Source organism: Paraburkholderia sp. JHI2823, assembly GCF_038900695.1.
GTDB lineage: Bacteria > Pseudomonadota > Gammaproteobacteria > Burkholderiales > Burkholderiaceae > Paraburkholderia > Paraburkholderia mimosarum.
This window is the reverse complement of the sequence record NZ_JAYMRY010000064.1, coordinates 1-21,838: the sequence shown is the minus strand read 5'-3', so window position 1 is coordinate 21,838 and position 21,838 is coordinate 1. Positions and strand designations below refer to the sequence as shown.

21 protein-coding genes are annotated in these 21,838 nt (G+C 65.5%); 7 read left to right on the top strand and 14 right to left on the bottom strand.

The features are described 5' to 3' along the window. Positions 1–172: 172 nt before the first annotated feature. From VSR34_RS35525 to VSR34_RS35510, 4 genes are all read left to right on the top strand, one after another. Positions 173–1,345, top strand: a complete 1,173-nt coding sequence (locus VSR34_RS35525; RefSeq protein WP_342964899.1) for a UbiH/UbiF family hydroxylase — start codon at positions 173–175, stop codon at positions 1,343–1,345. A 183-nt stretch (positions 1,346–1,528) separates the two neighbouring features. Then, complete coding sequence (locus VSR34_RS35520) at positions 1,529–2,260, top strand: DsbC family protein (protein WP_028214767.1); 732 nt, start codon at positions 1,529–1,531, stop codon at positions 2,258–2,260. Between the two features lie 136 nt (positions 2,261–2,396). Then, on the top strand, positions 2,397–4,187 hold the full coding sequence (locus VSR34_RS35515; RefSeq protein WP_028214766.1) for a PDZ domain-containing protein: 1,791 nt from the start codon (positions 2,397–2,399) through the stop codon (positions 4,185–4,187). Between the two features lie 201 nt (positions 4,188–4,388). Further along, positions 4,389–4,985: an NAD(P)H-dependent oxidoreductase gene (locus VSR34_RS35510; RefSeq protein WP_028214765.1), complete on the top strand. Its 597-nt coding sequence runs from the start codon at positions 4,389–4,391 to the stop codon at positions 4,983–4,985. A gap of 76 nt (positions 4,986–5,061) precedes the next feature. Here VSR34_RS35510 and VSR34_RS35505 read toward each other — a convergent pair whose 3' ends face one another. The 8 genes from VSR34_RS35505 to rpe all read right to left on the bottom strand — a co-directional run bounded on the left by VSR34_RS35505 (position 5,062) and on the right by rpe (position 12,654). Then, positions 5,062–6,021: a uracil-DNA glycosylase gene (locus VSR34_RS35505; protein ID WP_028214764.1), complete on the bottom strand. Its 960-nt coding sequence runs from the start codon at positions 6,019–6,021 to the stop codon at positions 5,062–5,064. A gap of 162 nt (positions 6,022–6,183) precedes the next feature. Then, the gene (locus VSR34_RS35500) at positions 6,184–6,810 is read right to left on the bottom strand and encodes a CYTH domain-containing protein (protein ID WP_342964898.1); all 627 of its coding nucleotides are present in this window, start codon (positions 6,808–6,810) and stop codon (positions 6,184–6,186) included. Between the two features lie 23 nt (positions 6,811–6,833). Then, a complete protein-coding gene (gene trpC, locus VSR34_RS35495) occupies positions 6,834–7,619 on the bottom strand; it encodes an indole-3-glycerol phosphate synthase TrpC (protein ID WP_342964897.1) in 786 nt (261 codons plus the stop codon). Positions 7,620–7,646: 27 nt separating this feature from the next. Next, complete coding sequence (gene trpD / locus VSR34_RS35490; protein WP_028232259.1) at positions 7,647–8,678, bottom strand: anthranilate phosphoribosyltransferase; 1,032 nt, start codon at positions 8,676–8,678, stop codon at positions 7,647–7,649. 13 nt (positions 8,679–8,691) lie between these two features. After that, complete coding sequence (locus tag VSR34_RS35485) at positions 8,692–9,267, bottom strand: aminodeoxychorismate/anthranilate synthase component II (RefSeq protein WP_028214760.1); 576 nt, start codon at positions 9,265–9,267, stop codon at positions 8,692–8,694. A 14-nt stretch (positions 9,268–9,281) separates the two neighbouring features. Continuing rightward, positions 9,282–10,775 carry an anthranilate synthase component I gene (gene trpE / locus VSR34_RS35480; RefSeq protein WP_028214759.1) on the bottom strand — a complete coding sequence of 498 codons (1,494 nt, stop codon included), beginning with the start codon at positions 10,773–10,775 and terminating at the stop codon, positions 9,282–9,284. A 476-nt stretch (positions 10,776–11,251) separates the two neighbouring features. After that, positions 11,252–11,959: a phosphoglycolate phosphatase gene (locus VSR34_RS35475; RefSeq protein WP_028232258.1), complete on the bottom strand. Its 708-nt coding sequence runs from the start codon at positions 11,957–11,959 to the stop codon at positions 11,252–11,254. Then, positions 11,956–12,654 (bottom strand): ribulose-phosphate 3-epimerase, encoded by a 699-nt coding sequence (gene rpe / locus VSR34_RS35470; RefSeq protein WP_342964896.1) that lies wholly within the window; start codon positions 12,652–12,654, stop codon positions 11,956–11,958. Before rpe ends, VSR34_RS35475 begins: the two co-directional genes overlap by 4 nt. A gap of 229 nt (positions 12,655–12,883) precedes the next feature. On the opposite strand from rpe, the gene apaG reads away from it, so the two are divergent. Then, complete coding sequence (apaG, locus tag VSR34_RS35465; protein ID WP_028214756.1) at positions 12,884–13,258, top strand: Co2+/Mg2+ efflux protein ApaG; 375 nt, start codon at positions 12,884–12,886, stop codon at positions 13,256–13,258. Between the two features lie 24 nt (positions 13,259–13,282). Here the strand turns inward: apaG and VSR34_RS35460 are convergent, their stop codons facing one another. Beyond that, a complete protein-coding gene (locus VSR34_RS35460; protein WP_028214755.1) occupies positions 13,283–13,426 on the bottom strand; it encodes a hypothetical protein in 144 nt (47 codons plus the stop codon). Positions 13,427–13,496: 70 nt separating this feature from the next. Between VSR34_RS35460 and VSR34_RS35455 the strand changes: the two genes are divergently transcribed. Then, positions 13,497–14,660: an MltA domain-containing protein gene (locus VSR34_RS35455; protein ID WP_063619618.1), complete on the top strand. Its 1,164-nt coding sequence runs from the start codon at positions 13,497–13,499 to the stop codon at positions 14,658–14,660. A 113-nt stretch (positions 14,661–14,773) separates the two neighbouring features. Here VSR34_RS35455 and paaK read toward each other — a convergent pair whose 3' ends face one another. From paaK to paaN, 5 genes are all read right to left on the bottom strand, one after another. Beyond that, positions 14,774–16,072 (bottom strand): phenylacetate--CoA ligase PaaK, encoded by a 1,299-nt coding sequence (paaK, locus tag VSR34_RS35450; protein ID WP_342964895.1) that lies wholly within the window; start codon positions 16,070–16,072, stop codon positions 14,774–14,776. 64 nt (positions 16,073–16,136) lie between these two features. Continuing rightward, positions 16,137–16,607, bottom strand: coding sequence for a hydroxyphenylacetyl-CoA thioesterase PaaI (paaI, locus tag VSR34_RS35445; RefSeq protein ID WP_342964894.1), 471 nt, complete (start codon positions 16,605–16,607; stop codon positions 16,137–16,139). 1 nt (position 16,608) lies between these two features. Then, on the bottom strand, positions 16,609–17,400 hold the full coding sequence (gene paaG / locus VSR34_RS35440) for a 2-(1,2-epoxy-1,2-dihydrophenyl)acetyl-CoA isomerase PaaG (protein ID WP_028214751.1): 792 nt from the start codon (positions 17,398–17,400) through the stop codon (positions 16,609–16,611). Positions 17,401–17,507: 107 nt separating this feature from the next. Next, complete coding sequence (pcaF, locus tag VSR34_RS35435) at positions 17,508–18,716, bottom strand: 3-oxoadipyl-CoA thiolase (protein WP_028214750.1); 1,209 nt, start codon at positions 18,714–18,716, stop codon at positions 17,508–17,510. A gap of 97 nt (positions 18,717–18,813) precedes the next feature. Beyond that, positions 18,814–20,514 carry a phenylacetic acid degradation protein PaaN gene (paaN, locus tag VSR34_RS35430; protein ID WP_028214749.1) on the bottom strand — a complete coding sequence of 567 codons (1,701 nt, stop codon included), beginning with the start codon at positions 20,512–20,514 and terminating at the stop codon, positions 18,814–18,816. Positions 20,515–20,653: 139 nt separating this feature from the next. Between paaN and VSR34_RS35425 the strand changes: the two genes are divergently transcribed. Beyond that, positions 20,654–21,430, top strand: a complete 777-nt coding sequence (locus tag VSR34_RS35425; protein ID WP_028214748.1) for an enoyl-CoA hydratase — start codon at positions 20,654–20,656, stop codon at positions 21,428–21,430. Positions 21,431–21,838 lie beyond the last annotated feature (408 nt).

Genomic DNA, 21,838 nt, shown 5'->3' with positions numbered 1-21,838 from the left:
GCGTGACACCGGTCAGCGGAGTCACGAAAACCGTAATTGTAACCTCGTCGGGGTGAGGCTTCGACGCGGACGACGCCGCGCCCGTGGGCAGCCGCCCCGCGACGCCTTGTTGCGACGCAACATCCCGTCCATCCGGCCCTGTCAGCGAGGCACCCGCAGCTATAATGCGCGCATGACTGCAAGCACCCAGACCTTTGATGTCGCTGTGATCGGCGGCGGGCTCGTCGGCAAATCGGCGGCGCTCGCGCTGACCCAGGGCGGCCTGCGCGTGGCGCTGCTCGCGCAGCCTTGCGCGCCGCTGCCTGCGGGCGCCGTGTTCGACGCGCGCGTTTATGCCTTCTCGCGCAGCTCGCAGGCGTTGTTCGAGCGGCTGAGGGTCTGGCAGGCCATCGACGCCGCGCGCCTCACGCCCGTCTATGACATGCGCGTGTTCGGTGACGCCGCCGCGGAGCTGCACTTCTCGGCGTATCAGGCATCGGTGGCGCAGCTCGCGTGGATTGCCGAGTCGTCGGTCGTGGAACGTGCGCTCGACGCCGCGCTGCACTTCCAGCCCAACCTCGCGTGGATCGACACGCGTGCCGAAACGCTCGACGTGAAGCCCGACGCGGCCGTGATCGGCCTCGCCAACGGCCGCACCATCGAAGCCGATCTCGCGATCGGCGCGGACGGCGCCCACTCGTGGGTGCGCTCGCGGATCGGCTCGAAGGTCGAGCGACGCGATTACCGGCAAACCGGCGTCGTTGCCAATTTCCGTGCGCAAAAGCCGCACGGCGAAACGGCGTACCAGTGGTTTCGCGAGGGCGAGATCGTTGCCTTGCTGCCGCTGCCGGATCAGCACGTGTCGCTCGTCTGGTCGGCGCAGACCGATCACGCCGACGAGCTCCTCAAGCTCGAGCCGGAGCAGCTCGCGGCCGAAGTCGAGCGCGTCTCGCAAAGCCAGCTAGGCGCGCTCGAATGCGTCACCCCGGGGCGCGGCTTTCCGCTTTCGCTGCAGACGGTCGATCGGCTCGTCGCGCCGCGCGTCGCGCTGGTCGGCGACGCCGCGCATCTGATCCACCCGCTTGCGGGCCAGGGCGTGAATCTGGGCCTGCGCGACGTCGCAGCGCTCGTCGATGTCATCACGAACAAAGAGGCGTTCCGCGATCTGGGTGACACCGTGCTGCTGCGCCGCTACGAACGCGGCCGCCGCGAGGACATCCAGAAGCTCGTCGTCGCCACCGATGGCCTGCAGCGGCTCTTCTCGCTCCCCGGCATGCTGGCTCGCGCGGTGCGCAACACGGGCATGGCGTTCGTGGGCGCACAGCCGCTTCTCAAGCGCTGGCTCGTGGCCTCGGCGCTCGGCTGACGCACCGCCGGCACATCACGCGCGCAAGCGGCCATTTCCGTTGCTAGAGCGCGGCGCAGCTTAGAATGGGCGTATTAGTGAGTGGCCGGCGGGCCGCGCCCGCAGCGCATGTCGTCCCGGCCATCCGATGGAACTCTGCGCGCGCCGCATTCTCGCGACGCGCCCGAATCAGGAACGCATCCCATGCAAACGCGTATTCGAATCGCCGCGCTCGTCGTCGCGGTAGCCACCTCGGCGCTCGGCTGCTCGGCGCAGGCCGACCAGACCACCGACAAGATCAAGTCGGCGCTGCAGTCGCGCCTCGGCATCGACGCGAGCGACATCAAGGGCATCACCAGGGCGCCGCTGCCGGGCCTTTACGAGATCAATCTCGGCACGCAGATCGTCTACAGCGACGCCAACGGCGACTACGTGCTCAACGGCGAACTGATCGACACCAAAGCGCATCGCAATCTCACCGAGGCGCGCCTCAATGAGCTCAACAAGGTCGATTTCGCGAAGCTGCCGTTCGAGAACGCGGTCAAGGTCGTGAAGGGCGATGGCAAGCGCAAGATGGCCGTGTTCTCCGATCCGAACTGCCCGTACTGCCATCAGCTCGAAAACACGCTCAAATCCGTCGACAACGTGACGGTCTACACCTTCCTGTACCCGGTGCTCTCGCCGGACTCGACGGCGAAGGCCAAACAGATCTGGTGTTCGTCCGACCGCGCGAAGGCGTGGGAATCGTGGATGGTCGAGCGCAAGGCGCCCGCGGCGGCCGGCACCTGCGACACCGCCGCCATCGACAGCAATCTCGCGCTCGGCGCGAAGATGAACGTGACCGGCACCCCCACCGTGATTCTCGCCGACGGTACGCGCCTGCCGGGCGCGGTCAGCGGCGACCGGCTCGAAAAGGCGCTGAGCGCCGCCCACTAAAGCCCCGCCTGAACCGCCGGCCGCTTTCGCGGCCGGTGCTCATTTTGCCTCGCATGTTTTTGTCCGCTGTCGTGCGCCGGGCATACTGCAACACGCATTGCGCGTTAGCTGACCGACACTCACTCCGATCCCGCCGATGAAGCCGATCCGATACACCATCGTCCCGAAGAATCCCGCCGCGCATCTGTTCGAGGTGACGCTCACGGTCGACGACCCAGCGCCGGAGGGCCAGTGCTTCATGCTGCCCGTGTGGATTCCGGGCAGCTACATGGTGCGCGAGTTCGCGCGCAACATCGTCACGCTGCGGGCCTTCAACGATGCCGGCCGCAAGGTGCGCGTGACGAAGACCGACAAGCATTCGTGGCAGGCCGCGCCCGTGAAGGGCGCACTCACGCTGCGCTACGAGGTCTATGCGTGGGACCTGTCGGTGCGCGCTGCGCATCTCGACGACACCGTGGGCTTCTTCAACGGCACGAGCGTCTTTCTTGCGGCGCTCGGGCACGAGACGGCGCAGCACGTGGTCGACATCCAGCGCCCCGATGGGCACGCCTACCGCCACTGGCGCGTCGGCACGGCGCTCACCGAAGCGCGCGGCACCAAGCGCTACGGCTTCGGCGAATACACGGCCGCCGACTACGACGAACTGATCGATCATCCGGTCACACTCGGCGAGTTCACGCTCGCGAGCTTCAAGGCGCACGGCGTGCCGCACGACATCGTGATCGCGGGCCGCGTGGTGGCGCTCGACATCGAGCGCCTCGCCGCCGATCTGAAGAAGATCTGCGAGGCGCAGATCGCGCTTTTCGAGCCGCGCACGAAACGCGCGCCGATGGAGCGCTACGTGTTCATGACGCAGGCCGTGAGCGACGGTTACGGCGGCCTCGAGCATCGCGCCTCGACGGCGCTGATCTGCAATCGCACGGATCTGCCGGTGAAGGGCAAGCCTGAGACGTCGGAAGGCTACCGCACCTATCTGGGCCTGTGCAGCCACGAATACTTCCACACCTGGAACGTGAAGCGCATCAAGCCCGCCGCGTTCGTGCCGTACGACCTCACGCGCGAGGACTATACGTCGCTGCTGTGGCTCTTCGAGGGGTTCACGTCCTACTACGACGACCTCATGCTCGTGCGCAGCGGCCTCATTTCCGCCGACGAATACTTCGGTCTCCTCGGCAAGACGATAGCCGGCGTGCTGCGCGGCGCGGGGCGCCTGAAACAGAGCGTCGCGGAAAGCTCGTTCGACGCGTGGGTCAAGTACTACCGCCAGGACGAGAACGCGTCGAATGCGATCGTCAGCTATTACACGAAGGGCTCGCTCGTCGCCTTGGCATTCGACCTGTCGATCCGCGCGCAAACGAACGGCCGCAAATCGCTCGACGACGTCATGCGCCTCCTGTGGCAGCGCTACGGGCGCGACTTCTATCGCGGCAAGCCGGTGGGCGTGGGCGAGGACGATGTCGAGGCGCTGATCGCCGAGGCGACGGGTGTCGAACTGGGCGCGCTCTTTAGCGACGCCGTGCGCGGCACGCGCGATCTGCCGCTCGCGGCACTGTTCGAGCCGTTCGGCGTGACGCTCCAAGGCGAACCGGACCGCGGCGCGAAGCCGTCGCTCGGCGCGCGCCTGCGCGGCGGCGCGGAGGCGACGCTCGCCGTGGTCTACGAAGGCGGTGCGGCGCAGAAGGCGGGACTTTCGGCAGGCGACGCGATCGTCGCGCTCGACGGCCTGCGCGTGACGGGCGCGAATCTCGACGCGCTGCTCTCGCGCTACCAGCCGGGCGCCAAAGTCGAGATTCACGCATTCCGCCGCGACGAGCTTCGCGTGGCGCGTTTGACGCTCGATGCGCCCGACGTCGCGCGCTACAAGCTCGGCACGGCCGACAAACCGGCGGCCGTACTTGGTCTGCGCAAGCGCTGGCTGGCGGCCTGAGCTAATTGCGCGCCGCACATTCGCGACGCGGCGACACCTTGAACGGCGTGGGCGAAATGCCCCACGCCGTTTTTTTGTGCCTCCGATTGTTCTATCGCTGCAACAATCCGTCGTCGGCGGGCTACTTTTTCGGGGCGCGGCAAATCAACACAATGGCTTCACTCGCGCAACGTTGCGCAACTGAGACCCGAAGGAGCCACCATGACCACGATTCTGCAAATCAATTCCGCCGCCCGTTCGCAAGGCGCCCAGTCGACGCTGCTCGTCAATGAATTGACGGAGCGTCTGCAACAATCGAATCCGGGCGCGACGGTCGTCAAGCGCAACCTGCAAGCCGAGCCGCTGCCGCACCTCGACGACGCCGTCCTCGGCGCGTTCTTCACGCCGGCCGAGCAGCGCACGCCGGAACAGCAGGCCATCGCCGCGCGCAGCGAAGCGCTGATCGCGGAACTGCAAGCCGCGGACATCATCGTGATCGGCGCTCCGATGTACAACTTCGGCGTCTCGTCGCAGCTCAAGACGTACTTCGACTGGATCGCGCGTGCCGGCATCACGTTCCGCTACACCGCGAACGGCCCTGAAGGTCTCGTGGCGGGCAAGAAGGTGTTCATCGTTTCGGCTCGCGGCGGCAAGTATCAAGGCACCCCGCACGACAGCCAGACGCCGTACCTGAAGTCGTTCCTCGGCTTCCTCGGCATGACCGACGTCAGCTTCATCTACGCCGAAGGTCTGAACATGGGCCCGGAAGCGGCCAGCGCAGCGCTTGCCGGTGCACGCGAGGCGATTGCGACGGCGTAAGTCTCCGATCAGGCTCGAAAGCAAAAACGCCACGAAAGCGATTTCGTGGCGTTTTTTTATTGCGTGGCGCGAAGGCTCAGGCGAGCACGACGCCTTCCGCCGGCAGACGCCAGTCGATCGGCTGGCGGCCGTGCGCTTGCAGATACTCGTTCGCCTGCGCGAAGTGCCCGCAGCCGAGAAAGCCGCGATGCGCGGAAAGCGGCGACGGATGCGGGGCTTCGAGCACGCAATGCGAGCCGGAAAGCAGCGCACGCTTGTTTTGCGCGTGCGCGCCCCACAGCATGAACACGAGATGCTCGTGGCGCGCGGCGAGTTCATGGATCAGCGTATCGGTGCAGCGCTCCCAGCCGCGCTTCGCGTGGCTCGCGGCGCTGGCGCGCTCGACGGTCAGCACGGTGTTCAGTAGCAGCACGCCCTGGCGCGCCCAGGCATCGAGACAGCCGTGCGCCGGCGCTTCGATGCCGAGGCTCGCCGCTATCTCCTTGAAGATGTTGCGCAGCGACGGCGGCGGGCGCACCGAGGGCGGCACCGAGAAGGCCAGGCCGTGCGCCTGCGGCGTGCCGCGATCTTCGCCGTGATACGGATCCTGGCCGAGGATCACGACTTTCACGTCGTCGGGCGAGGTGAGGCGCAGCGCGCGGAACACATCGGCGGGATAGACGGTCTTGCCCGCCGCACGCTCGGCGTCGACGAAGCGGCACAGCGGTGCGTAGGCGTCGCTCGCGATAAAGGGCGCGAGCAGCTCGCGCCAGGCGGCGGGCAGGACGTCGAACTGGTCTTCGAGGCGGGTGGTGTCGACCGCGGCCTGCGGCGTGGCGTGTTCGTGGGACATGTCGGGTGCGGGCATAACGGCGGGCGAGCGGGCGGGCGCCGGAAATTCGTCGTCGTCGAACAGCGAGAAGATCGTGATCTGGCGCGGGTCGACTTCGGGCAGGGGCGGCTCGTCGAGCGTGGCTTGCGCCGTGTCGGACAGATCGTCGTCGAAGAGCGAGGCCTGCACCGGCGTCGCGACGCGCGGGCGTTTCGTGGAGGTCATGGGCGGCAAGTGTCGCAGCAATTGCGCGGCGATTCAATCGGGCGCGGGCGCGGCAGGGCGGGCGGTTGGGGATTGGCGTTAGTGCTGCAACTAACAGCGCCATTGCGCGTGCCGTTTCGAGTGCCCTTTTTCTGCCTCGCGCGGCGGATGGCCGCGTCGTTGTCAGCCTTCCCGCAGCTTGTATCCGCGCTGAGCCTTGCTGATGTCGTCAGGCGCGAGGCCCGGCAGCGCCGTCGCGAGTTCCGCCGCGAGCGTGTGCAGGGCGGCTTCGTCACCCGCCTTCAGTTCGAGCTCGATTTCGCAGATCGGCGTGCGGCGGGTCTGGCCGTTCACGTCCGCCGTGATCTCGCCTTGGTCGATGGCTGCTTCCACCTGTGCGCCATCGACTTCGAGCGTCCATAGCGTGCGAGTGAAATCGGTGCGAAAGAGCGGAATCAGGTCCGCAGCCGCCTCCGAAAGCGCAGTCGAAACGCCGGCTTCGTCGCATTCGTGCAGGAGCCTGTCGATTTCGAGCGCTTCGCCCGCCACCGGTATTTCCCACTCGTGCCGCGCGTGCAGCCCGTTTTGTGCCCCGCCGGCGGTCTTGAACGTCTGCAGCCAGCCTTCGGGCGTGCGGCGCAGCCGCAGCGCGCTCTTTGCGCGCGCCAGCGCGAGCGCCGGCGTGTCGAAGTAGACGTTTTCGAGCCTGATGGCGCGGCCCGGCGCACCGGCGCGCGTCCCGAACAGACGCAGCGCGGCGTCCACCTGATCGCTCGGCAGCGCGAGCTTGATTTCGCGTTCGATACCCATGTTGGCTCTGGACTTACATGCAATCAAAAGAACATCCGCGCAAGTTCAGCGCCCGGTTGCTCTGCGCGCATGAACGCCTCGCCCACGAGGAACGTATGGACCGACAGCGCGCGCATCTTCTCGACGTCGGCGCGCGAAAGAATGCCCGACTCGGTCACGACGATGCGGTCTTCCGGCACCTCGTCGAGCATGCCGATGGTGGTTTCCAGCGTGGTTTCGAACGTGCGCAGGTTACGGTTGTTGATGCCGATGAGCGGGGTCTTCAGCGTGAGCGCGTGCGCAAGCTCGTCGCGGTCGTGCACTTCGACGAGCACCGCGAGACCGAGCGAATGCGCGAACGCTTCGAGCTCGCGCATCTGCCCGGGCTCGAGCGCGGCGGCGATCAGCAGGATCGCGTCGGCGCCCATCGCGCGCGCCTCGAGGATCTGGTACGGATCGACGATGAAGTCCTTGCGCAGGACGGGCAGGTCGCACGCGGCGCGCGCGGCTTCGAGGTACGCCGCGCTGCCCTGGAAGAACTGCACGTCGGTGAGCACGGAAAGGCAGGCCGCGCCGCCTTCGGCGTACGAGCGCGCGATCTCGGCGGGCTGGAAGTCTGCGCGCAGCACGCCTTTCGAGGGGCTCGCCTTCTTCACTTCGGCGATCACGGCGGGCTGGCCGTTGAGGTGTTTCGCGCGCAGCGCGCCGACGAAATCGCGCAGGTCACGCGCGCTCGCGGCGAGCCGCAGTTCTTCGAGCGGGGCGCTCTGCTCGGCGGCGCGCACTTCTTCGCGCTTGACCGCGATGATCTTTTCGAGGATGTCACTCATGATGTCGGGAGCAAAAACGGTGCGGGATCAGCGTTTGAACTGTTGCGTGAAGCGTACCAGTTCGTCGACTTTGGCGCGTGCGCGCCCGCTCGCGAGTGTCTCGCGGGCTAGCGCGATGCCATCGCCAATCGAGTCCGTCATGTTCGCCGAATAGAGGGCCGTGCCGGCATTGAGCACGACGATCTCGCGTGCCGTACCCGGCTCGTTCGAGAGCGCACCGAGCAGCATGGCCTTCGATTCTTCGGCGTTCTCGACCTTGAGCGAGCGGTTGGAGACCATTTGCATGCCGAAGTCTTCGGGGTGGATCTCGTACTCGCTAATCTTGCCGTCCTTGAGTTCGCCCACGAGCGTGGCGGCGCCGAGCGACACTTCGTCCATGCCGTCCTTGCCGTACACCACGCACACGTGCTTCGCGCCGAGGCGCTCCATCACGCGCACCTGAATGCCGACGAGGTCCGGGTGGAACACGCCCATCAGCTGATTGGGCGCGCCGGCCGGATTCGTGAGCGGCCCGAGAATGTTGAAGATCGTGCGCACGCCCAGTTCGCGGCGCACGGCGGCGATGTTCTTCATCGCGGGATGGTGGTTGGGCGCGAACATGAAGCCCATGCCCGTCTCGGCGATCGACGCGGCCACCTGTTCCGGCTGCAGGTCGATGTTCACGCCGAGCGCTTCGAGCACGTCGGCACTGCCCGATTTGCTGGAGACGCCGCGGTTGCCGTGCTTCGCGACCTTGGCACCCGCCGCCGCGACCACGAACATCGAAGCCGTGGAGATATTGAAGGTGTGCGAACCATCGCCGCCGGTGCCGACGATGTCGATGAAGTTCGAGTTGTCCTTCACCTCCACGTGCTTCGCGAACTCGCGCATCACCGTGGCTGCGGCCGTGATCTCGCCGATGGTTTCCTTCTTCACGCGCAGGCCGGTGATGATGGCGGCCGAGAGCACCGGCGAAAGCTCGCCGCGCATGATGAGGCGCATCAGATGGAGCATCTCGTCGTGAAAGATCTCGCGGTGCTCGATCGTGCGTTGAAGCGCTTCCTGCGGGGTAATCATGATGTTCGTCTCCGTATCAAGCGCTCTTGGTTTGCTTCAGGAAGTTCTCGAACAGCGCGTGGCCGTGTTCCGAGAGAATCGATTCCGGATGGAACTGCACGCCTTCCACCGCGAGTTCGCGGTGACGCACGCCCATGATTTCGCCGTCGTCGGTCCACGCCGAGATTTCGAGGCAGTCGGGCAGCGACTCGCGCTCGATCGCGAGCGAGTGATAGCGCGTGACGTTGAAGTGCTTCGGCAGATCGGCGAATACGCCTTTGCAGTCGGTTTCGATCTGGCTCACCTTGCCGTGCATGATGGTCTTCGCGCGCACGACACGGCCGCCGAACGCCTCGCCGATGGCCTGATGGCCGAGGCACACGCCGAGAATCGGCGTCTTGCCCGCGAATTCGCGCAGCACGTCGAGCGTGATGCCCGCATGCTGCGGGTTGCTCGGTCCGGGCGAGAGACAGATGCGCGCCGGATTGAGTTTCGCGATCTCGTCGAGGGTGATCTCGTCGTTGCGATACGTGCGGACGTCTTCGCCAAGCTCGCCGAAGTACTGGACGATGTTGTAGGTAAACGAATCGTAGTTGTCGATCATGAGCAACATGGTCTTGTCTCCGCTCAGAAGTCGCTGTCGAGGCCGTCCTGCACCTGCTCGGCGGCGCGCAGCACGGCGCGCGCCTTGTTTTCGGTTTCCTGCCATTCGGACTCGGGCACCGAATCCGCGACCACGCCAGCGGCGGCCTGCACATACAGATTGCCGCTGTGGATGAGCCCGGTGCGAATCGCGATCGCGAGGTCCATCTCGCCGTTGAACGAGAGATAGCCGACCGCGCCGCCGTAGAGGCCGCGCTTCACGGGCTCGAGCTCGTCGATGAGCTCCATCGCGCGCACCTTCGGAGCGCCCGAGAGCGTGCCGGCCGGGAAGGTGGCGCGCAGCACGTCGAAGTTGTTCATGCCGGGCTTGAGCTTGCCTTCCACCGAACTCACGATGTGCTGCACGTGCGAGTACTTTTCGATGACCATCTTGTCGGTCACGGCCACCGAGCCGATTTCGGCGATACGGCCCACGTCGTTGCGCGCGAGATCGATGAGCATGACATGCTCGGCAATTTCCTTGGGGTCGTTGAGCAGTTCCGTCGCGAGCTCGGCATCGCGCTCGGGCGTGTTGCCGCGCGGACGCGTGCCCGCGAGCGGCCGGATCGTCACGATGCGGTCCTCGCCGCGCTTTTCCTGGCGCACCAGAATCTCGGGCGACGCGCCCACCACGTGGAAGTCGCCGAAGTTGTAGTAGTACATGTACGGCGACGGGTTCAGCGAGCGCAGCGCGCGGTAGAGCGAAAGCGGATTGTCGCGATACGGCTTGATGAGGCGCTGGCCCACCTGCACCTGCATCAGTTCGCCGGCGGCGATGTATTCCTTGGCCTTGCGCACGGCGGCGAGGTAATCGTCCTTCTTGAATTCGCGGAACGTTTCCGTGCGCACGCTCGCCGAGGTAACGGGCGGCTGCACCGTCGTGCGCAGGCGCTGCTTCAGTTCGCGCAGGCGGTGTTTGGCCTTCGTGTAGGCCTCGGGCGTTTGCGGATCGGCGTAGACGATGAGGTAGAGCTTGCCCGCGAGATTGTCGATGACCGCGACTTCCTCGGTCAGCAGCAACTGGATGTCGGGCAGGCCGAGGTCGTCGGGCGGGCAGGTGTCGGCGAGCTTCTTCTCGATGTAGCGTACCGCGTCATAGCCGAAGTAGCCCGCGAGACCGCCGCAGAAGCGCGGCAGGCCCGGACGCTGCGCGACCTTGAAGCGCGCCTGGTACTGCGCGATGAATTCGAGCGGATCGCCGTCATGCGTTTCCAGCACCTGGCCGTCGCGGACGACTTCGGAAACGCCATTGCGTGTGCGGATCAGCGAACGCGCGGGCAGCCCGATGAACGAGTAGCGCCCGAAGCGCTCGCCGCCCACGACGGACTCCAGCAGGAAAGAATTCGCGCCGCCGCGCTCGGGCTGCGCGAGCTTGAGGTACAGCGAGAGCGGCGTTTCGAGGTCGGCGAGCGCCTCGGCGATCAGCGGGATGCGGTTGTAGCCCTCGTTGGCGAGGGACTGAAATTCGAGTTCGGTCATGTTCCGATCCTGTTCGTGCTGCCAGTCGCGGCGTCGGGTGCGGGCCCAGTGCGGCTCAAAAAGGGGCGCGCGGTCAGCGCGAGGCATTTGTTTTTGAGTGCTTGATGGCCGCTGGCGCTCGCTCGTGCGGCCCGGGAAACGCGTACTACCAAGCGCTTGCCGGGGATCGACGAATGGTCAGACGTAGGCGTTGGCACCTCGCGCAGGTTGCCGCGAACGGCGAAACGGCACGCAAGGACAGCGACGGACAACGGCCAGACCAGCCGACGGGTTACCGCAACAGTTTAGAGTCGAGACACGCGCGAGTGCGCAGCGAAGTAAAAAACGGTGCTGAAGAAGGCTTGCGCGCGTACTTCAGCGAACCTCGGGCGAGGTTAGTGCGACCAGCGACGCCAGGGCCAGGCTCCCCGGTCGATCGTGCTCAGACTCCGTTTTTTATTCAGAAACATGAGGGTAATTGACGTTCAGTTGAGAACTTAAGTCAGATCATTGTGCGCTGCGACCGCCTTGGCGGCGTCGAGCAGCGAGGCAACTATACCATCCGATTCGATTTTTTGTACAGGCTGGCCGTGGTTGTAGCCGTAGGGCACCGTGAGCGTGGCCATGCCGGCCGCGCGGCCCGCGATCGCATCGTTCTCCGAATCGCCGATCGCCACTGCCGCCGCGGGCTTGACCCCCAGGCGCTGGCACGCGGTGAGCATCGGCAGCGGATCGGGCTTCTTCTTCTCGAGGCTGTCGCCGCCGATCACGACTTCGAAGAACTGCGCGAGGCCGTATTGCTGCAGGAGCTCCATGGCGAAGCGATGCGGCTTGTTGGTCACGCACGCGAGCTTGATGCCCTGGTCGCGCAGCGCGGCGAGGCCCGCTTCGACCTCCGGGTAGAGATGCGTATGCAGGCCGTTGATCTTCGCGTACTCGTCCTGGTAGAGCGCGAGCGCCTCGTCGAAGCGCGCCTGGGCGTCGTCCTCGGGAAGGCGCGGTGCGAGCACGCTCTTGATCAGGTGCTCCGAGCCTTTGCCGACATAGCCCATCACTTCTTCGCGCGTGGTTTCCTCGGCGTCGAGCTGGGCGAGCATGCCGTTCAGGCCGGCGGCGAAGTCGTCGGCGGTGTCGACCATCGTGCCGTCCAGATCGATCAGCGCCGCTTCGATGCGCGGCGCGCTGAATATGATGGGCGCGCTCATTTTGCGCTGGCGGGGCTTGCCACGCCCGCGAGCTGCGCGCGCATCTGGTCGATCACGGCCTTGTAATCGGGCTTGCCGAAGATCGCCGAGCCCGCCACGAAGGCGTCCGCGCCGGCTGCCGCGATTTCGGCGATGTTCTCGACCTTCACGCCGCCGTCCACTTCGAGATGGATCTCGCGGCCCGTGCGTGCCGTGTAGGCGTCAATCTTCGCGCGCGCCTCGCGCAGCTTGTTGAGCGCCTCGGGAATGAACGACTGGCCGCCGAAGCCCGGATTCACCGACATGATGAGGACGAGATCGAGCTTGTCCATCACGTGGTCGAGATAGTTGAGCGGCGTGGCGGGGTTGAACACGAGGCCGGCCTTGCAGCCGCGGTCGCGGATCAGCGAGAGCGTGCGGTCGATGTGGTCCGAGCCTTCCGGGTGGAAGCTGATGAGGTTCGCGCCGGCCTTGGCGAAGTCGGGCACGATGCGGTCGACCGGGCGGACCATCAGATGGACGTCGATGGGCACGTTCACATGCGGGCGGATCGCTTCGCACACGAGCGGCCCGATGGTGAGATTCGGCACGTAATGATTGTCCATCACGTCGAAGTGGATCCAGTCGGCGCCGGCAGCGACGACGTTGCGGACTTCCTCGCCAAGACGCGAAAAGTCGGCGGAGAGGATGCTGGGGGCGATGCGGAATTGCGTCATGGCGGCAATCGAAAAACTGTCGGAAAAACCGCATTTTACCGTCAGTGCGACAGCCGATCCTTGCCACTGCCGAGGCCGCCGCCACGGGCGGCGCCGGGTTGCGGGTGTCCGCCGCATCAAGCAGAATGCCAATCCATGTGCCGCGCCTCGCGGCGCGTTCGCGAGCGCCTTGCTGTGCGGGCGTCTCAGCCAACGGACTCAGCAGCCGCACCGGGCGATTGGAACAAGGATGAGCCAGTACGAATTGAGCGTGACGTCGCAGGTGCGCTACCTGCCCGAAGAATCGGACCCTGAACGCCGGCAATATGCCTTCGCCTACACGTTGACCATTCGCAATACCGGTCAGGTGAGCGCCCAGCTGATCGCGCGCCACTGGGTCATCACCGACAGCGAAAATCACGTCCAGGAGGTGAAAGGGCTCGGCGTGGTCGGGCATCAGCCGCTTCTGAAGCCGGGCGAACAGTTCGAATACACGAGCTGGGCCGTGATCGCGACGCCCGTGGGCACCATGCGCGGGGAGTACTTTTGTGTGGCCGAGGACGCCGAACGCTTCGAGGCACCCGTGCCCGAGTTCGTGCTGCGCATGCCGCGCACGCTGCATTGAACCGCTGCGCGAATTCGGGGTCTGCTAGTCCTGACGCCGATCGTCGTGCTGGGCTTGCTTCTTCCTGCCCGACGCGGTCCACACAACGATGAAAATCAGCAGGAACAGCGCAAGGAGCGCTTCCAGACCAAACATGAGCATCGGGTATTCGTCGAGCAGTTCTGACATGGCGGCATCCATCGAGAGCCCGTATTGTAGGCATGATTTTGACCTCGGTTCCGGTCTCGATTCACCGGTAATGCCGGGATTCACAACGGCGCGATATCGCACGGGCTCGGCGCTCCGGCGCTTTGGGCGCCCGTTTGGCAGATGGCTGGGCGCTGTTTCGCTGGCGGCGTTGCTTGCCGCATGCGGTGGCCCGAGCTACGTGCGCAACGCACCGCCCAAGGGGGCGCCCACGTTGCCCTCGCAGCTCGCTGCACAGCGCCTCACTCCGGTTGCCTGGCAGCAGGTGCCGGGCTGGCAGGACGACTCGCTGATCGGCGTGACTGCAGCGCTGCGCGCGAACTGCACGCGTCTCTCGCGCGATGCGCGGTGGCAGCGCGCCTGCTCGGCCGCCTCGCAGCTGGACGACCTCGACGCATCGAGCGCGCGCGCATTCTTCGAAACGTATTTCACGCCCTATCAGTTCGCCAACAACGACGGCACGCTCGACGGTCTCGTGACCGGCTACTACGAACCGCTGCTGCACGGTTCGCGCACGCGGCATGGCATCTATCAGACGGCGCTGTATCGCTGGCCGTCCGCCTATCGTCCGGGCGCCGCGCTGCCGCCGCGCGCACAACTCGAGCGCTCGGGTGCGCTCAACGGCAACGAGCTCGTTTGGGTCGACGATCCGATCGAAGCGTTCTTCCTCCAGGTGCAGGGCTCGGGCCGCATCGTGATGGAAGACGGCAGCGTGATGCGCGTGGGCTTTGGCGGCACCAACAATCAGCCGTACAAGTCGATCGGACGCTGGCTGCTCGATCACGGCGAACTGACCCCGGCGCAGGCGACCATGCAGGGCATCAAGGCCTGGGCGCGCGCGAACCCGACGCGGGTGGATGCGCTTCTAGACACCAATCCGCGCTTCGTGTTCTTCCGCGAGATGGTGGCTTCCGAGGGCGATGCGCAGGGCGGCGCGGACGGCCCGATCGGCGCACTCGGCGTGCCCCTCACGCCGGAGCGCTCGATTGCCGTCGATCCGTCGGCGATTCCGCTCGGCACGCCGGTGTTTCTCCAGACCACGCGGCCGCTCACGAACACGCCGCTCAACCGGCTCGTGTTCGCGCAGGACACGGGCACCGCGATCAAGGGCGGTGTGCGCGCCGACTACTTCTGGGGACTCGGCGACGACGCCGGCGATCTGGCCGGCAAGATGAAGCAGGGCGGCCGCATGTGGCTGCTGTTCCCGAACTCGTGAGCGCCGCAGTGCTTCAGTAGATCGCGTCAATCGCGCGCGTAAGGGGAAAAAGCCGGCACCCGCCGGCTTTTTCATTCGTTGCTACGCGTCGCGCGGCGCTGTGCTTGCTTCTGTTACTTCGGCCGCTTGTCGATCACGCGCCTGGCCTTGCCCACCGAGCGCTCGATGCCATTGACTTCGAGCACGATCACCTTGCACGTCACGCCGATGAGCGCCTTGATGTCGTAAGCGAGCGCCTTGCTAGCCGCATCGAGCGCGCCGTAGTCGGGCGCGTTTTCCGGGCACGGTTCGCAATGGAGGGTCATGACGTCCATCGGACCTTCCTTCGTCAGGATGATCTGATAGTGCGGCGCAAGCGCCGGCTGCTTGAGCAGCAGTTCCTCGATCTGCGTAGGGAACACGTTCACGCCACGGATGATCAGCATGTCGTCCGAGCGTCCCGTGATCTTTTCCATGCGGCGCATGGTACGCGCCGTTCCAGGCAAGAGGCGCGTGAGGTCGCGCGTGCGGTAGCGGATGATCGGCAGTGCTTCCTTGGTGAGCGAGGTGAAGACGAGTTCGCCGAATTCGCCGTCGGGCATGACTTCGCCGGTTTCCGGGTTGATGATCTCGGGGTAGAAGTGATCTTCCCAGATTGTCGGGCCGTCCTTCGTTTCCGCGCATTCGGAGGCAACGCCCGGGCCCATCACTTCAGAGAGACCGTAGATGTCGACCGCCGTGATGCCCATGCGGTGCTCGATGGCCGTGCGCATGTCGTTCGTCCAGGGCTCCGCGCCGAAGATGCCGATGCGCAGCGAGCAGGTGGCCGGATCGATGCCCTGACGCTCCATCTCGTCGGCGATCGCGAGCATGTAGCTCGGCGTGACCATGATGATGTCGGGACGGAAGTCCTGGATCAGCTGGACCTGCTTTTCCGTCTGCCCGCCGCCAAACGGAATTACCGTGAGGCCCGCGCGCTCAGCGCCGTAGTGTGCGCCGAGGCCGCCCGTGAAGAGGCCGTAGCCGTAGCTGATGTGCACCTTGTCGCCGCGCCGCGCGCCCGCCGCGCGCACCGAGCGTGCGACGACGTTCGCCCACGTGTCGATGTCGCGTGCCGTATAGGCCACCACGGTCGGTTTGCCGGTCGTGCCCGACGAGGCGTGAATACGCGAAATCTGCTCCTGCGGCACGGCAAACATGCCGAAGGGGTAGTTGTCGCGCAGATCCTTCTTCGTGGTGAACGGGAAGCGCGCGAGATCGGCGAGCGACTGAACCTCGGACGGGTGCACGCCCGCTTCGTCGAATTTGCGCCGATAGACCGGCGAATTCTCATAAGCATGGCTGAGCGACCATTTCAGGCGCTCGAGCTGCAGCGCAGCCAGCTCATCGCGGCTCGCCTTTTCGATGGGTTCGAGCGGCAGCGTGGTAGTCATGGGTGTCTCCTGGACCTTAAGAACTTTACTCGTGACGCGAGGGGAATCGAGCAACGGACCCGTTTCACACTGCGACTGGAATGACATTGCCGCGAATCTGCGCGGACTTGCCTCGGAAAAGCGCGACCGTTTCGCCTGCCCGGTTCGTCACGCGAATGTCATAGACTCCGTTGCGTCCCGATAGCACCTGTTCGACGGCTTCGGCGGTCAACACCTCGTCGCGCAGGACCGGACGCAGGAACTCGATCGAGCAGCCAGCCGCTACAGCGTTGACGTTGTATGAGTTGCACGCGAAGGCAAACGCCGAATCCGCGAGCGAGAAGATCATCCCGCCGTGGCAGGTCTGGTGGCCGTTGAGGAACTCGGGCCGCACAGCCATGCGCAGGCGCGCGTAACCGGCGCGCACTTCGAGAAGCTCCATGCCGAGCGCGCGGGTGCAGCCGTCGGCTTCGTACATCGCCTGCGCGGCCGCACGGGCGAGTTCGTCGGGCGACATGCTTGCTTCCTGGGGCGGTTGCGAGGCTTGCGTGGACATCTCAGCGGCCCTCGAAGTGCGGTGCGCGTTTCTCGATGAAGGCCTGAACGCCCTCCGCGTAGTCGTACGAAGCACCCAGCTCACGTTGCAGATCGCGTTCGAGATCGAGCTGCTGGTCGAGCGTGTTCGTTGCCGCTGCGCGCAGCGCTTCGCGTGTCGCGACGATGGCGCGCGTGGGCTGCTGCGCGAGCCGCGCAGCGAGCGCACCAGCCGTTTGCGCGAGTTCGGCGTCGTCGGTCACTTGCCAGACGAGGCCCCAGTTTTCCGCCTTTTCCGCGCTGAGCTTTTCGCCGGTCATGGCGAGCCCGAGTGCGCGTGCCATGCCCACGCGTTTGGGCAGGAACCACGTGCCGCCCGAATCGGGCACGAGGCCGATCTTCACGAACGCCTGAATGAAGCTCGCGGAGCGCGCGGCGATCACGAGGTCGCAGGCGAGAGCGAGATTCGCGCCGGCGCCGGCCGCGGTGCCGTTGACGGCGGCGATCACGGGCATCGGCAGCGCCTGAAGGCGCTTGATCAGTGGATTGAAGTGCTCGTCGATGAGTGCGCCCAGGTCAGTCATCGCGCCCGGTGTGAATTCGAGATCGGCGAGATCCTGGCCTGCGCAGAAGCCGCGCCCCGCGCCGGTCAGCACGAGTGCCCGCGCCCCGGCTGCGGCGACTTCGTCGAGCGCGGCGGCAAGCTCCCGGTGCATGGCGCGCGTGAAGCTGTTGAGCTTGTCCGGGCGGTTGAGCGTGATCGTGGCCACGCGGGTGGATGCGTCGATTTCGACGCGGATCGCTTCGTAGGGCATCGGTTGTCTCCTGGGGACCAGATCACGCCACGCGCTCTCGTCCCATGCAAAGCTGTCTCCTGCGACCGCCGAACGCTGCGTCCGGCGGCCGGTCGGTACTGCGCGCGTTACGCCTCGACGCGTTCGATCGCCAGCGCGATACCCTGGCCAACACCGATACACATCGTGCAGAGCGCGAAGCGTCCCTTCGTACGCTCGAGTTGATGGAGCGCCGTCGTGACGAGGCGCGCACCCGAAGCCCCGAGCGGGTGGCCCAGCGCGATCGCGCCGCCGTTGGGGTTCACGCGCGGATCGTCGTCGGCAATGCCGAGTGCGCGCAGCACGGCAAGGCCTTGCGACGCAAACGCCTCATTGAGCTCGATCACGTCGAACTGGTCCAGCGTCATGCCGAGCTGCTTGAGCAGCTTTTGCGTCGCGGGCGCGGGGCCGATTCCCATGATGCGCGGCGCGACGCCGGCCGTGGCCATGCCGAGCACGCGTGCGCGGCGGCGCAGGCCGTATTGCGTGGCGGCCTCCTCATTGGCAAGCAGCAGGGCGCAGGCGCCGTCGTTGACGCCAGAGGCATTGCCCGCGGTGACCGTGCCGTCCGGCTTCACGACGCCTTTGAGTTTGCCGAGCGATTCGAGCGAGGTCTCGCGCGGGTGCTCGTCGAGCGTCACGCGCACCGGGTCACCCTTTTTCTGCGCAATTTCGACCGCGACGATTTCCTGCGCGAGCGTGCCGTCCTTCTGTGCGCGCGCGGCCTTCTGCTGGCTGCGCAGCGCGAACGCGTCCTGATCGGCTCGGTTGATGTTGAACTCTTCCGCGACGTTTTCCGCCGTTTCTGGCATCGAATCGACGCCGTACTGCTGCTTCATCAGCTTGTTGACGAAGCGCCAGCCGATGGTCGTGTCGTAGATGGCAGCTTCACGCGAGAACGCCGAAGCGGCTTTGCCCATCACGAACGGCGCGCGCGTCATGCTTTCCACGCCGCCCGCGATCATGAGGCGCGCTTCGCCTGCCTTGATCGCCCGAGCCGCGCTACCGACGGCGTCGAGCCCCGAGCCGCACAGGCGGTTGAGCGTGCCGCCCGGCGCATTGGTAGGCAGGCCCGCGAGCAGCGCGGCCATGCGCGCGACGTTGCGGTTGTCTTCGCCGGCCTGATTGGCGCAGCCGTATAGCACGTCGTCGAGTGCGCTCCAGTCCACGCCTGGATTGCGCTCGACGAGCGCCCGAATCGGCACGGCGGCAAGGTCGTCCGCGCGGACGTCCTTGAGGGCGCCGCCGTAGCGGCCGAACGGGGTGCGAATTGCGTCGCAGATGTAGGCTTCGGTCATCTCGGATTCCTGGCGCGCGAGCGCAGAAGTGCACTCACGCCTTGCATGCTAGAGGGATGGTCAATTGGCCACCATTCGGCTGAACGGCATAGGCCGTTCAGCTGGCTACCGCAGGGGCCGCTTTCGGTTCAACATGAACGCGGCTCTGAACCACGCGGAAGCGGTTCGCCACGAACGCGGCGTCGGCGAGCGCGGCGTTCGCCGCGGGGTTCGCGCCGGTGCCGTGGAAGTCCGAGAACGCTGCCGACTGGTTCACGAACACGCCGCCAGTCAGGTTGATCGAGAGCGCCACGCCACCGGTGATGGCGGCTTCGTGGGCGGCGTCGATCACGTCGTCGCTGGTGCTGTACACAGAAAGGGTGAGCGCGCCGTGGTCGCGTGCGGTCTCGCCGGCCAGCTTGAGCGACTGCGCCGTCGAATCCGTGGCGATCACGAACGAGATCGGGCCGAACCATTCACGCGTGAACTGGCTCGCGTCGCGGGCCGCGTCGAGCGAGAGCACGAGCGGCGTGCGCACGCGCGCGCCGGCGAACTGCGGGTGCTGCAGCGTCTGGCTGTCGGTGAGGACGGTGCCGAGCTTGCGGGCCTCGTCGATGCGGGCCGTCACGCCTTCGTTCTGGATCGCGCCGAGCACTTCGACGGCGCGTGCCGGGTCCGACACGAACTTCTGCACGGCGCCGGCAATCGCCTGAGCGACCGTCTCGAAGCTCACGTGGCCTTCGGCGGTGCGGATACCGTCGCGCGGCACGTAGATGTTCTGGGGGGCCGTGCACATCTGGCCCGAATAGAGGGAGAGCGAGAACGCGATGTTGCGCGCGGCGGCCTTCAGGTCGTCGACAGAGTCGATCACGATCTGGTTCACGCCGGCCTTCTCGGTGTAGACCTGCGCCTGGTGTGCATTGCGCTCGAGCCAGTCGCCGTTTTGCGTGCTGCCCGTGAAGTCGATCAGCTTGATCTCGGGGCGCAGCGCGAGCTGCTGCACGAGCGCACCGTCGTTCGGATCGGTGGCGAGCAGCGTCACGACGTTGGGATCGAAGCCAGCTTCGCGCAGCACGTCACGCGCGATACGCACCGTGATCGCGAGCGGCAGGATCGCGCCCGGGTGCGGTTTGACGATGACGGTGTTGCCGGTCGCCAGATCGGCGAAGAGGCCGGGGTAGCCGTTCCAGGTCGGGAACGTGCAGCAGCCTAGTACGAGGCCGGTGCCGCGCGGCACGATGGTGAACCGCTTGTGCATCGCGAGCGGCGGGTTCTTGCCCTGTGGCTTTTCCCAGTGCGCGTCGGCAGGGATGCGGCGCAGCTGGTCGTATGCGTAGGCGACAGCTTCCAGCGCGCGGTCCTGGGCATGCGGGCCGCCGGCCTGGAAGGCCATCATGAATGCCTGGCCGGTCGTATGCATCACGCTGAAGGCGATTTCGAAGCTCGCACGATTCAGGCGTTCGAGAATCTCGAGGCTCACGCCAGCCCACGCTTGCGGGCCGGCCGCGCGCCAGTCGCGCTGGGCTTTCTGGGCAGCTTCGATCAACTGATCCGGGGTCGACTTCGGATAGCGCGCGCCGAGCGTGAAACCGAACGGTGAGGCCTCGCTGCCGACGGTTTCGCCGGTCGAAGGCTGGTCGAGTTCGAAGGTGCGATTCAAGTGGGCTTTGAACGCGGCTTCGCCGTCTGCGCTAGCGGATTCCCCGTACACTTTGGGACTCGGCATTTCGGCGAACGGGCTCCAGTAGCCGCGGGTCTCGATGGCGGCAAGCGCTTTTTGAAGCGCGCCCTCATGCTTGGCGAACAACGAATGTGTCATGGCGAAACATTGATTGAGAGGTGGGAAAGGGCCCGTGTCAATTAATTGACCGACCGGTTGGTTGGCAAATGTTAGCATTAGTCAAAGATCGGCGTGAAAGATTTTTCTTGGGGATTTTCCTTACATGGAAGGAGGAGTTATGGGGTACGAAAACATCCTGGTCGAGACGCATGGCAAGGTCGGACTGATCACCTTGAACCGGCCGAAGGCGCTCAACGCACTGAACGATGCGCTTATGGACGAGCTGGGCACGGCGCTCAAGGCGTTCGACGCCGATGAGGGCATTGGTGCGATCGTCATTACGGGCAGCGAAAAAGCGTTCGCTGCCGGCGCGGACATCGGCATGATGGCGACCTACACCTTCATGGATGTGTACAAGGGTGACTACATCACGCGCAACTGGGAGACGATCCGCACGATCCGCAAGCCGATCATTGCGGCTGTCGCGGGTTTCGCGCTGGGTGGCGGTTGCGAGCTGGCCATGATGTGCGACATGATCTTCGCAGCGGACACGGCGAAGTTCGGCCAGCCCGAGATCAAGTTGGGCGTGATTCCGGGTGCGGGCGGCACGCAGCGTTTGCCACGCGCGGTGTCGAAGGCAAAGGCAATGGATCTATGCCTGACGGCGCGGATGATGGGGGCGGAGGAGGCGGAGCGCGCGGGGCTCGTGTCGCGCGTCATTCCGGCGGCGGATCTGCTGAACGAGACGCTTGCGGCGGCGGCAACCATCTGCGAGTTCTCTTTGCCTGCGGTGATGATGGCGAAGGAGTCGGTGAACCGCGCCTACGAGACTACGCTTGCGGAGGGAGTGCACTTCGAGCGCCGGATGTTCCACTCGCTTTTTGCGACGGAAGACCAAAAGGAAGGGATGGCCGCGTTCGTCGAGAAGCGCAAGCCCGCGTTCAAGAACAAGTGACAGAGACGGGCAGCGAATTCGATCGCCGGAAACGGCGGTCGAATTTATTTAGCGCATCCCCTTGCGTGGCGTCGGCTGCGGCGTTAAGATTCGCCCCCTTCGCAGCTCGATGTCTCTGATGTCCGGGATGCGAAGGCCGCCGCGGAAACCGGCGGCACGCGAAGTCGGCGGCTTTTTCAGGCGGTAAGCGAAAAAAAGCAGTTGACGAAGCGGGAAAGAGTCTTCATAATCTCGTTTCTCTGCTGCTGACGCAGCAACGCAGAAAGAAGCCGGTAGTCAGGTAGTTTTAACGGCGCTTTCGCGAACGATCTTTAAAAATTTACAGCCGATAAGTGTGGGCGCTTGATGCGGTGGCGACCCGGCCTTGCCTTTCGGGGCGAAGCCGGAACAGCAAAAGTATCAAGAGTC

Excerpts from the sequence above, each read along its gene's own strand:
- VSR34_RS35515 (WP_028214766.1), top strand. The coding sequence starts at position 2,397 with ATGAAGCCGATCCGATACACCATCGTCCCGAAGAATCCCGCCGCGCAT.
- paaI (WP_342964894.1), bottom strand. The coding sequence starts at position 16,607 with ATGTCCACGCAAGCCTCGCAACCGCCCCAGGAAGCAAGCATGTCGCCC.
- VSR34_RS35525 (WP_342964899.1), top strand. The coding sequence starts at position 173 with ATGACTGCAAGCACCCAGACCTTTGATGTCGCTGTGATCGGCGGCGGG.
- paaK (WP_342964895.1), bottom strand. The coding sequence starts at position 16,072 with ATGACTACCACGCTGCCGCTCGAACCCATCGAAAAGGCGAGCCGCGAT.
- rpe (WP_342964896.1), bottom strand. The coding sequence starts at position 12,654 with ATGACGCAATTCCGCATCGCCCCCAGCATCCTCTCCGCCGACTTTTCG.
- VSR34_RS35505 (WP_028214764.1), bottom strand. The coding sequence starts at position 6,021 with ATGACCTCCACGAAACGCCCGCGCGTCGCGACGCCGGTGCAGGCCTCG.
- trpE (WP_028214759.1), bottom strand. The coding sequence starts at position 10,775 with ATGACCGAACTCGAATTTCAGTCCCTCGCCAACGAGGGCTACAACCGC.
- trpC (WP_342964897.1), bottom strand. The coding sequence starts at position 7,619 with ATGAGTGACATCCTCGAAAAGATCATCGCGGTCAAGCGCGAAGAAGTG.
- VSR34_RS35485 (WP_028214760.1), bottom strand. The coding sequence starts at position 9,267 with ATGTTGCTCATGATCGACAACTACGATTCGTTTACCTACAACATCGTC.
- VSR34_RS35460 (WP_028214755.1), bottom strand. The coding sequence starts at position 13,426 with ATGTCAGAACTGCTCGACGAATACCCGATGCTCATGTTTGGTCTGGAA.
- paaG (WP_028214751.1), bottom strand. The coding sequence starts at position 17,400 with ATGCCCTACGAAGCGATCCGCGTCGAAATCGACGCATCCACCCGCGTG.
- apaG (WP_028214756.1), top strand. The coding sequence starts at position 12,884 with ATGAGCCAGTACGAATTGAGCGTGACGTCGCAGGTGCGCTACCTGCCC.
- pcaF (WP_028214750.1), bottom strand. The coding sequence starts at position 18,716 with ATGACCGAAGCCTACATCTGCGACGCAATTCGCACCCCGTTCGGCCGC.
- VSR34_RS35455 (WP_063619618.1), top strand. The coding sequence starts at position 13,497 with ATGCCGGGATTCACAACGGCGCGATATCGCACGGGCTCGGCGCTCCGG.
- VSR34_RS35475 (WP_028232258.1), bottom strand. The coding sequence starts at position 11,959 with ATGAGCGCGCCCATCATATTCAGCGCGCCGCGCATCGAAGCGGCGCTG.
- VSR34_RS35425 (WP_028214748.1), top strand. The coding sequence starts at position 20,654 with ATGGGGTACGAAAACATCCTGGTCGAGACGCATGGCAAGGTCGGACTG.
- VSR34_RS35520 (WP_028214767.1), top strand. The coding sequence starts at position 1,529 with ATGCAAACGCGTATTCGAATCGCCGCGCTCGTCGTCGCGGTAGCCACC.
- paaN (WP_028214749.1), bottom strand. The coding sequence starts at position 20,514 with ATGACACATTCGTTGTTCGCCAAGCATGAGGGCGCGCTTCAAAAAGCG.
- VSR34_RS35500 (WP_342964898.1), bottom strand. The coding sequence starts at position 6,810 with ATGGGTATCGAACGCGAAATCAAGCTCGCGCTGCCGAGCGATCAGGTG.
- VSR34_RS35510 (WP_028214765.1), top strand. The coding sequence starts at position 4,389 with ATGACCACGATTCTGCAAATCAATTCCGCCGCCCGTTCGCAAGGCGCC.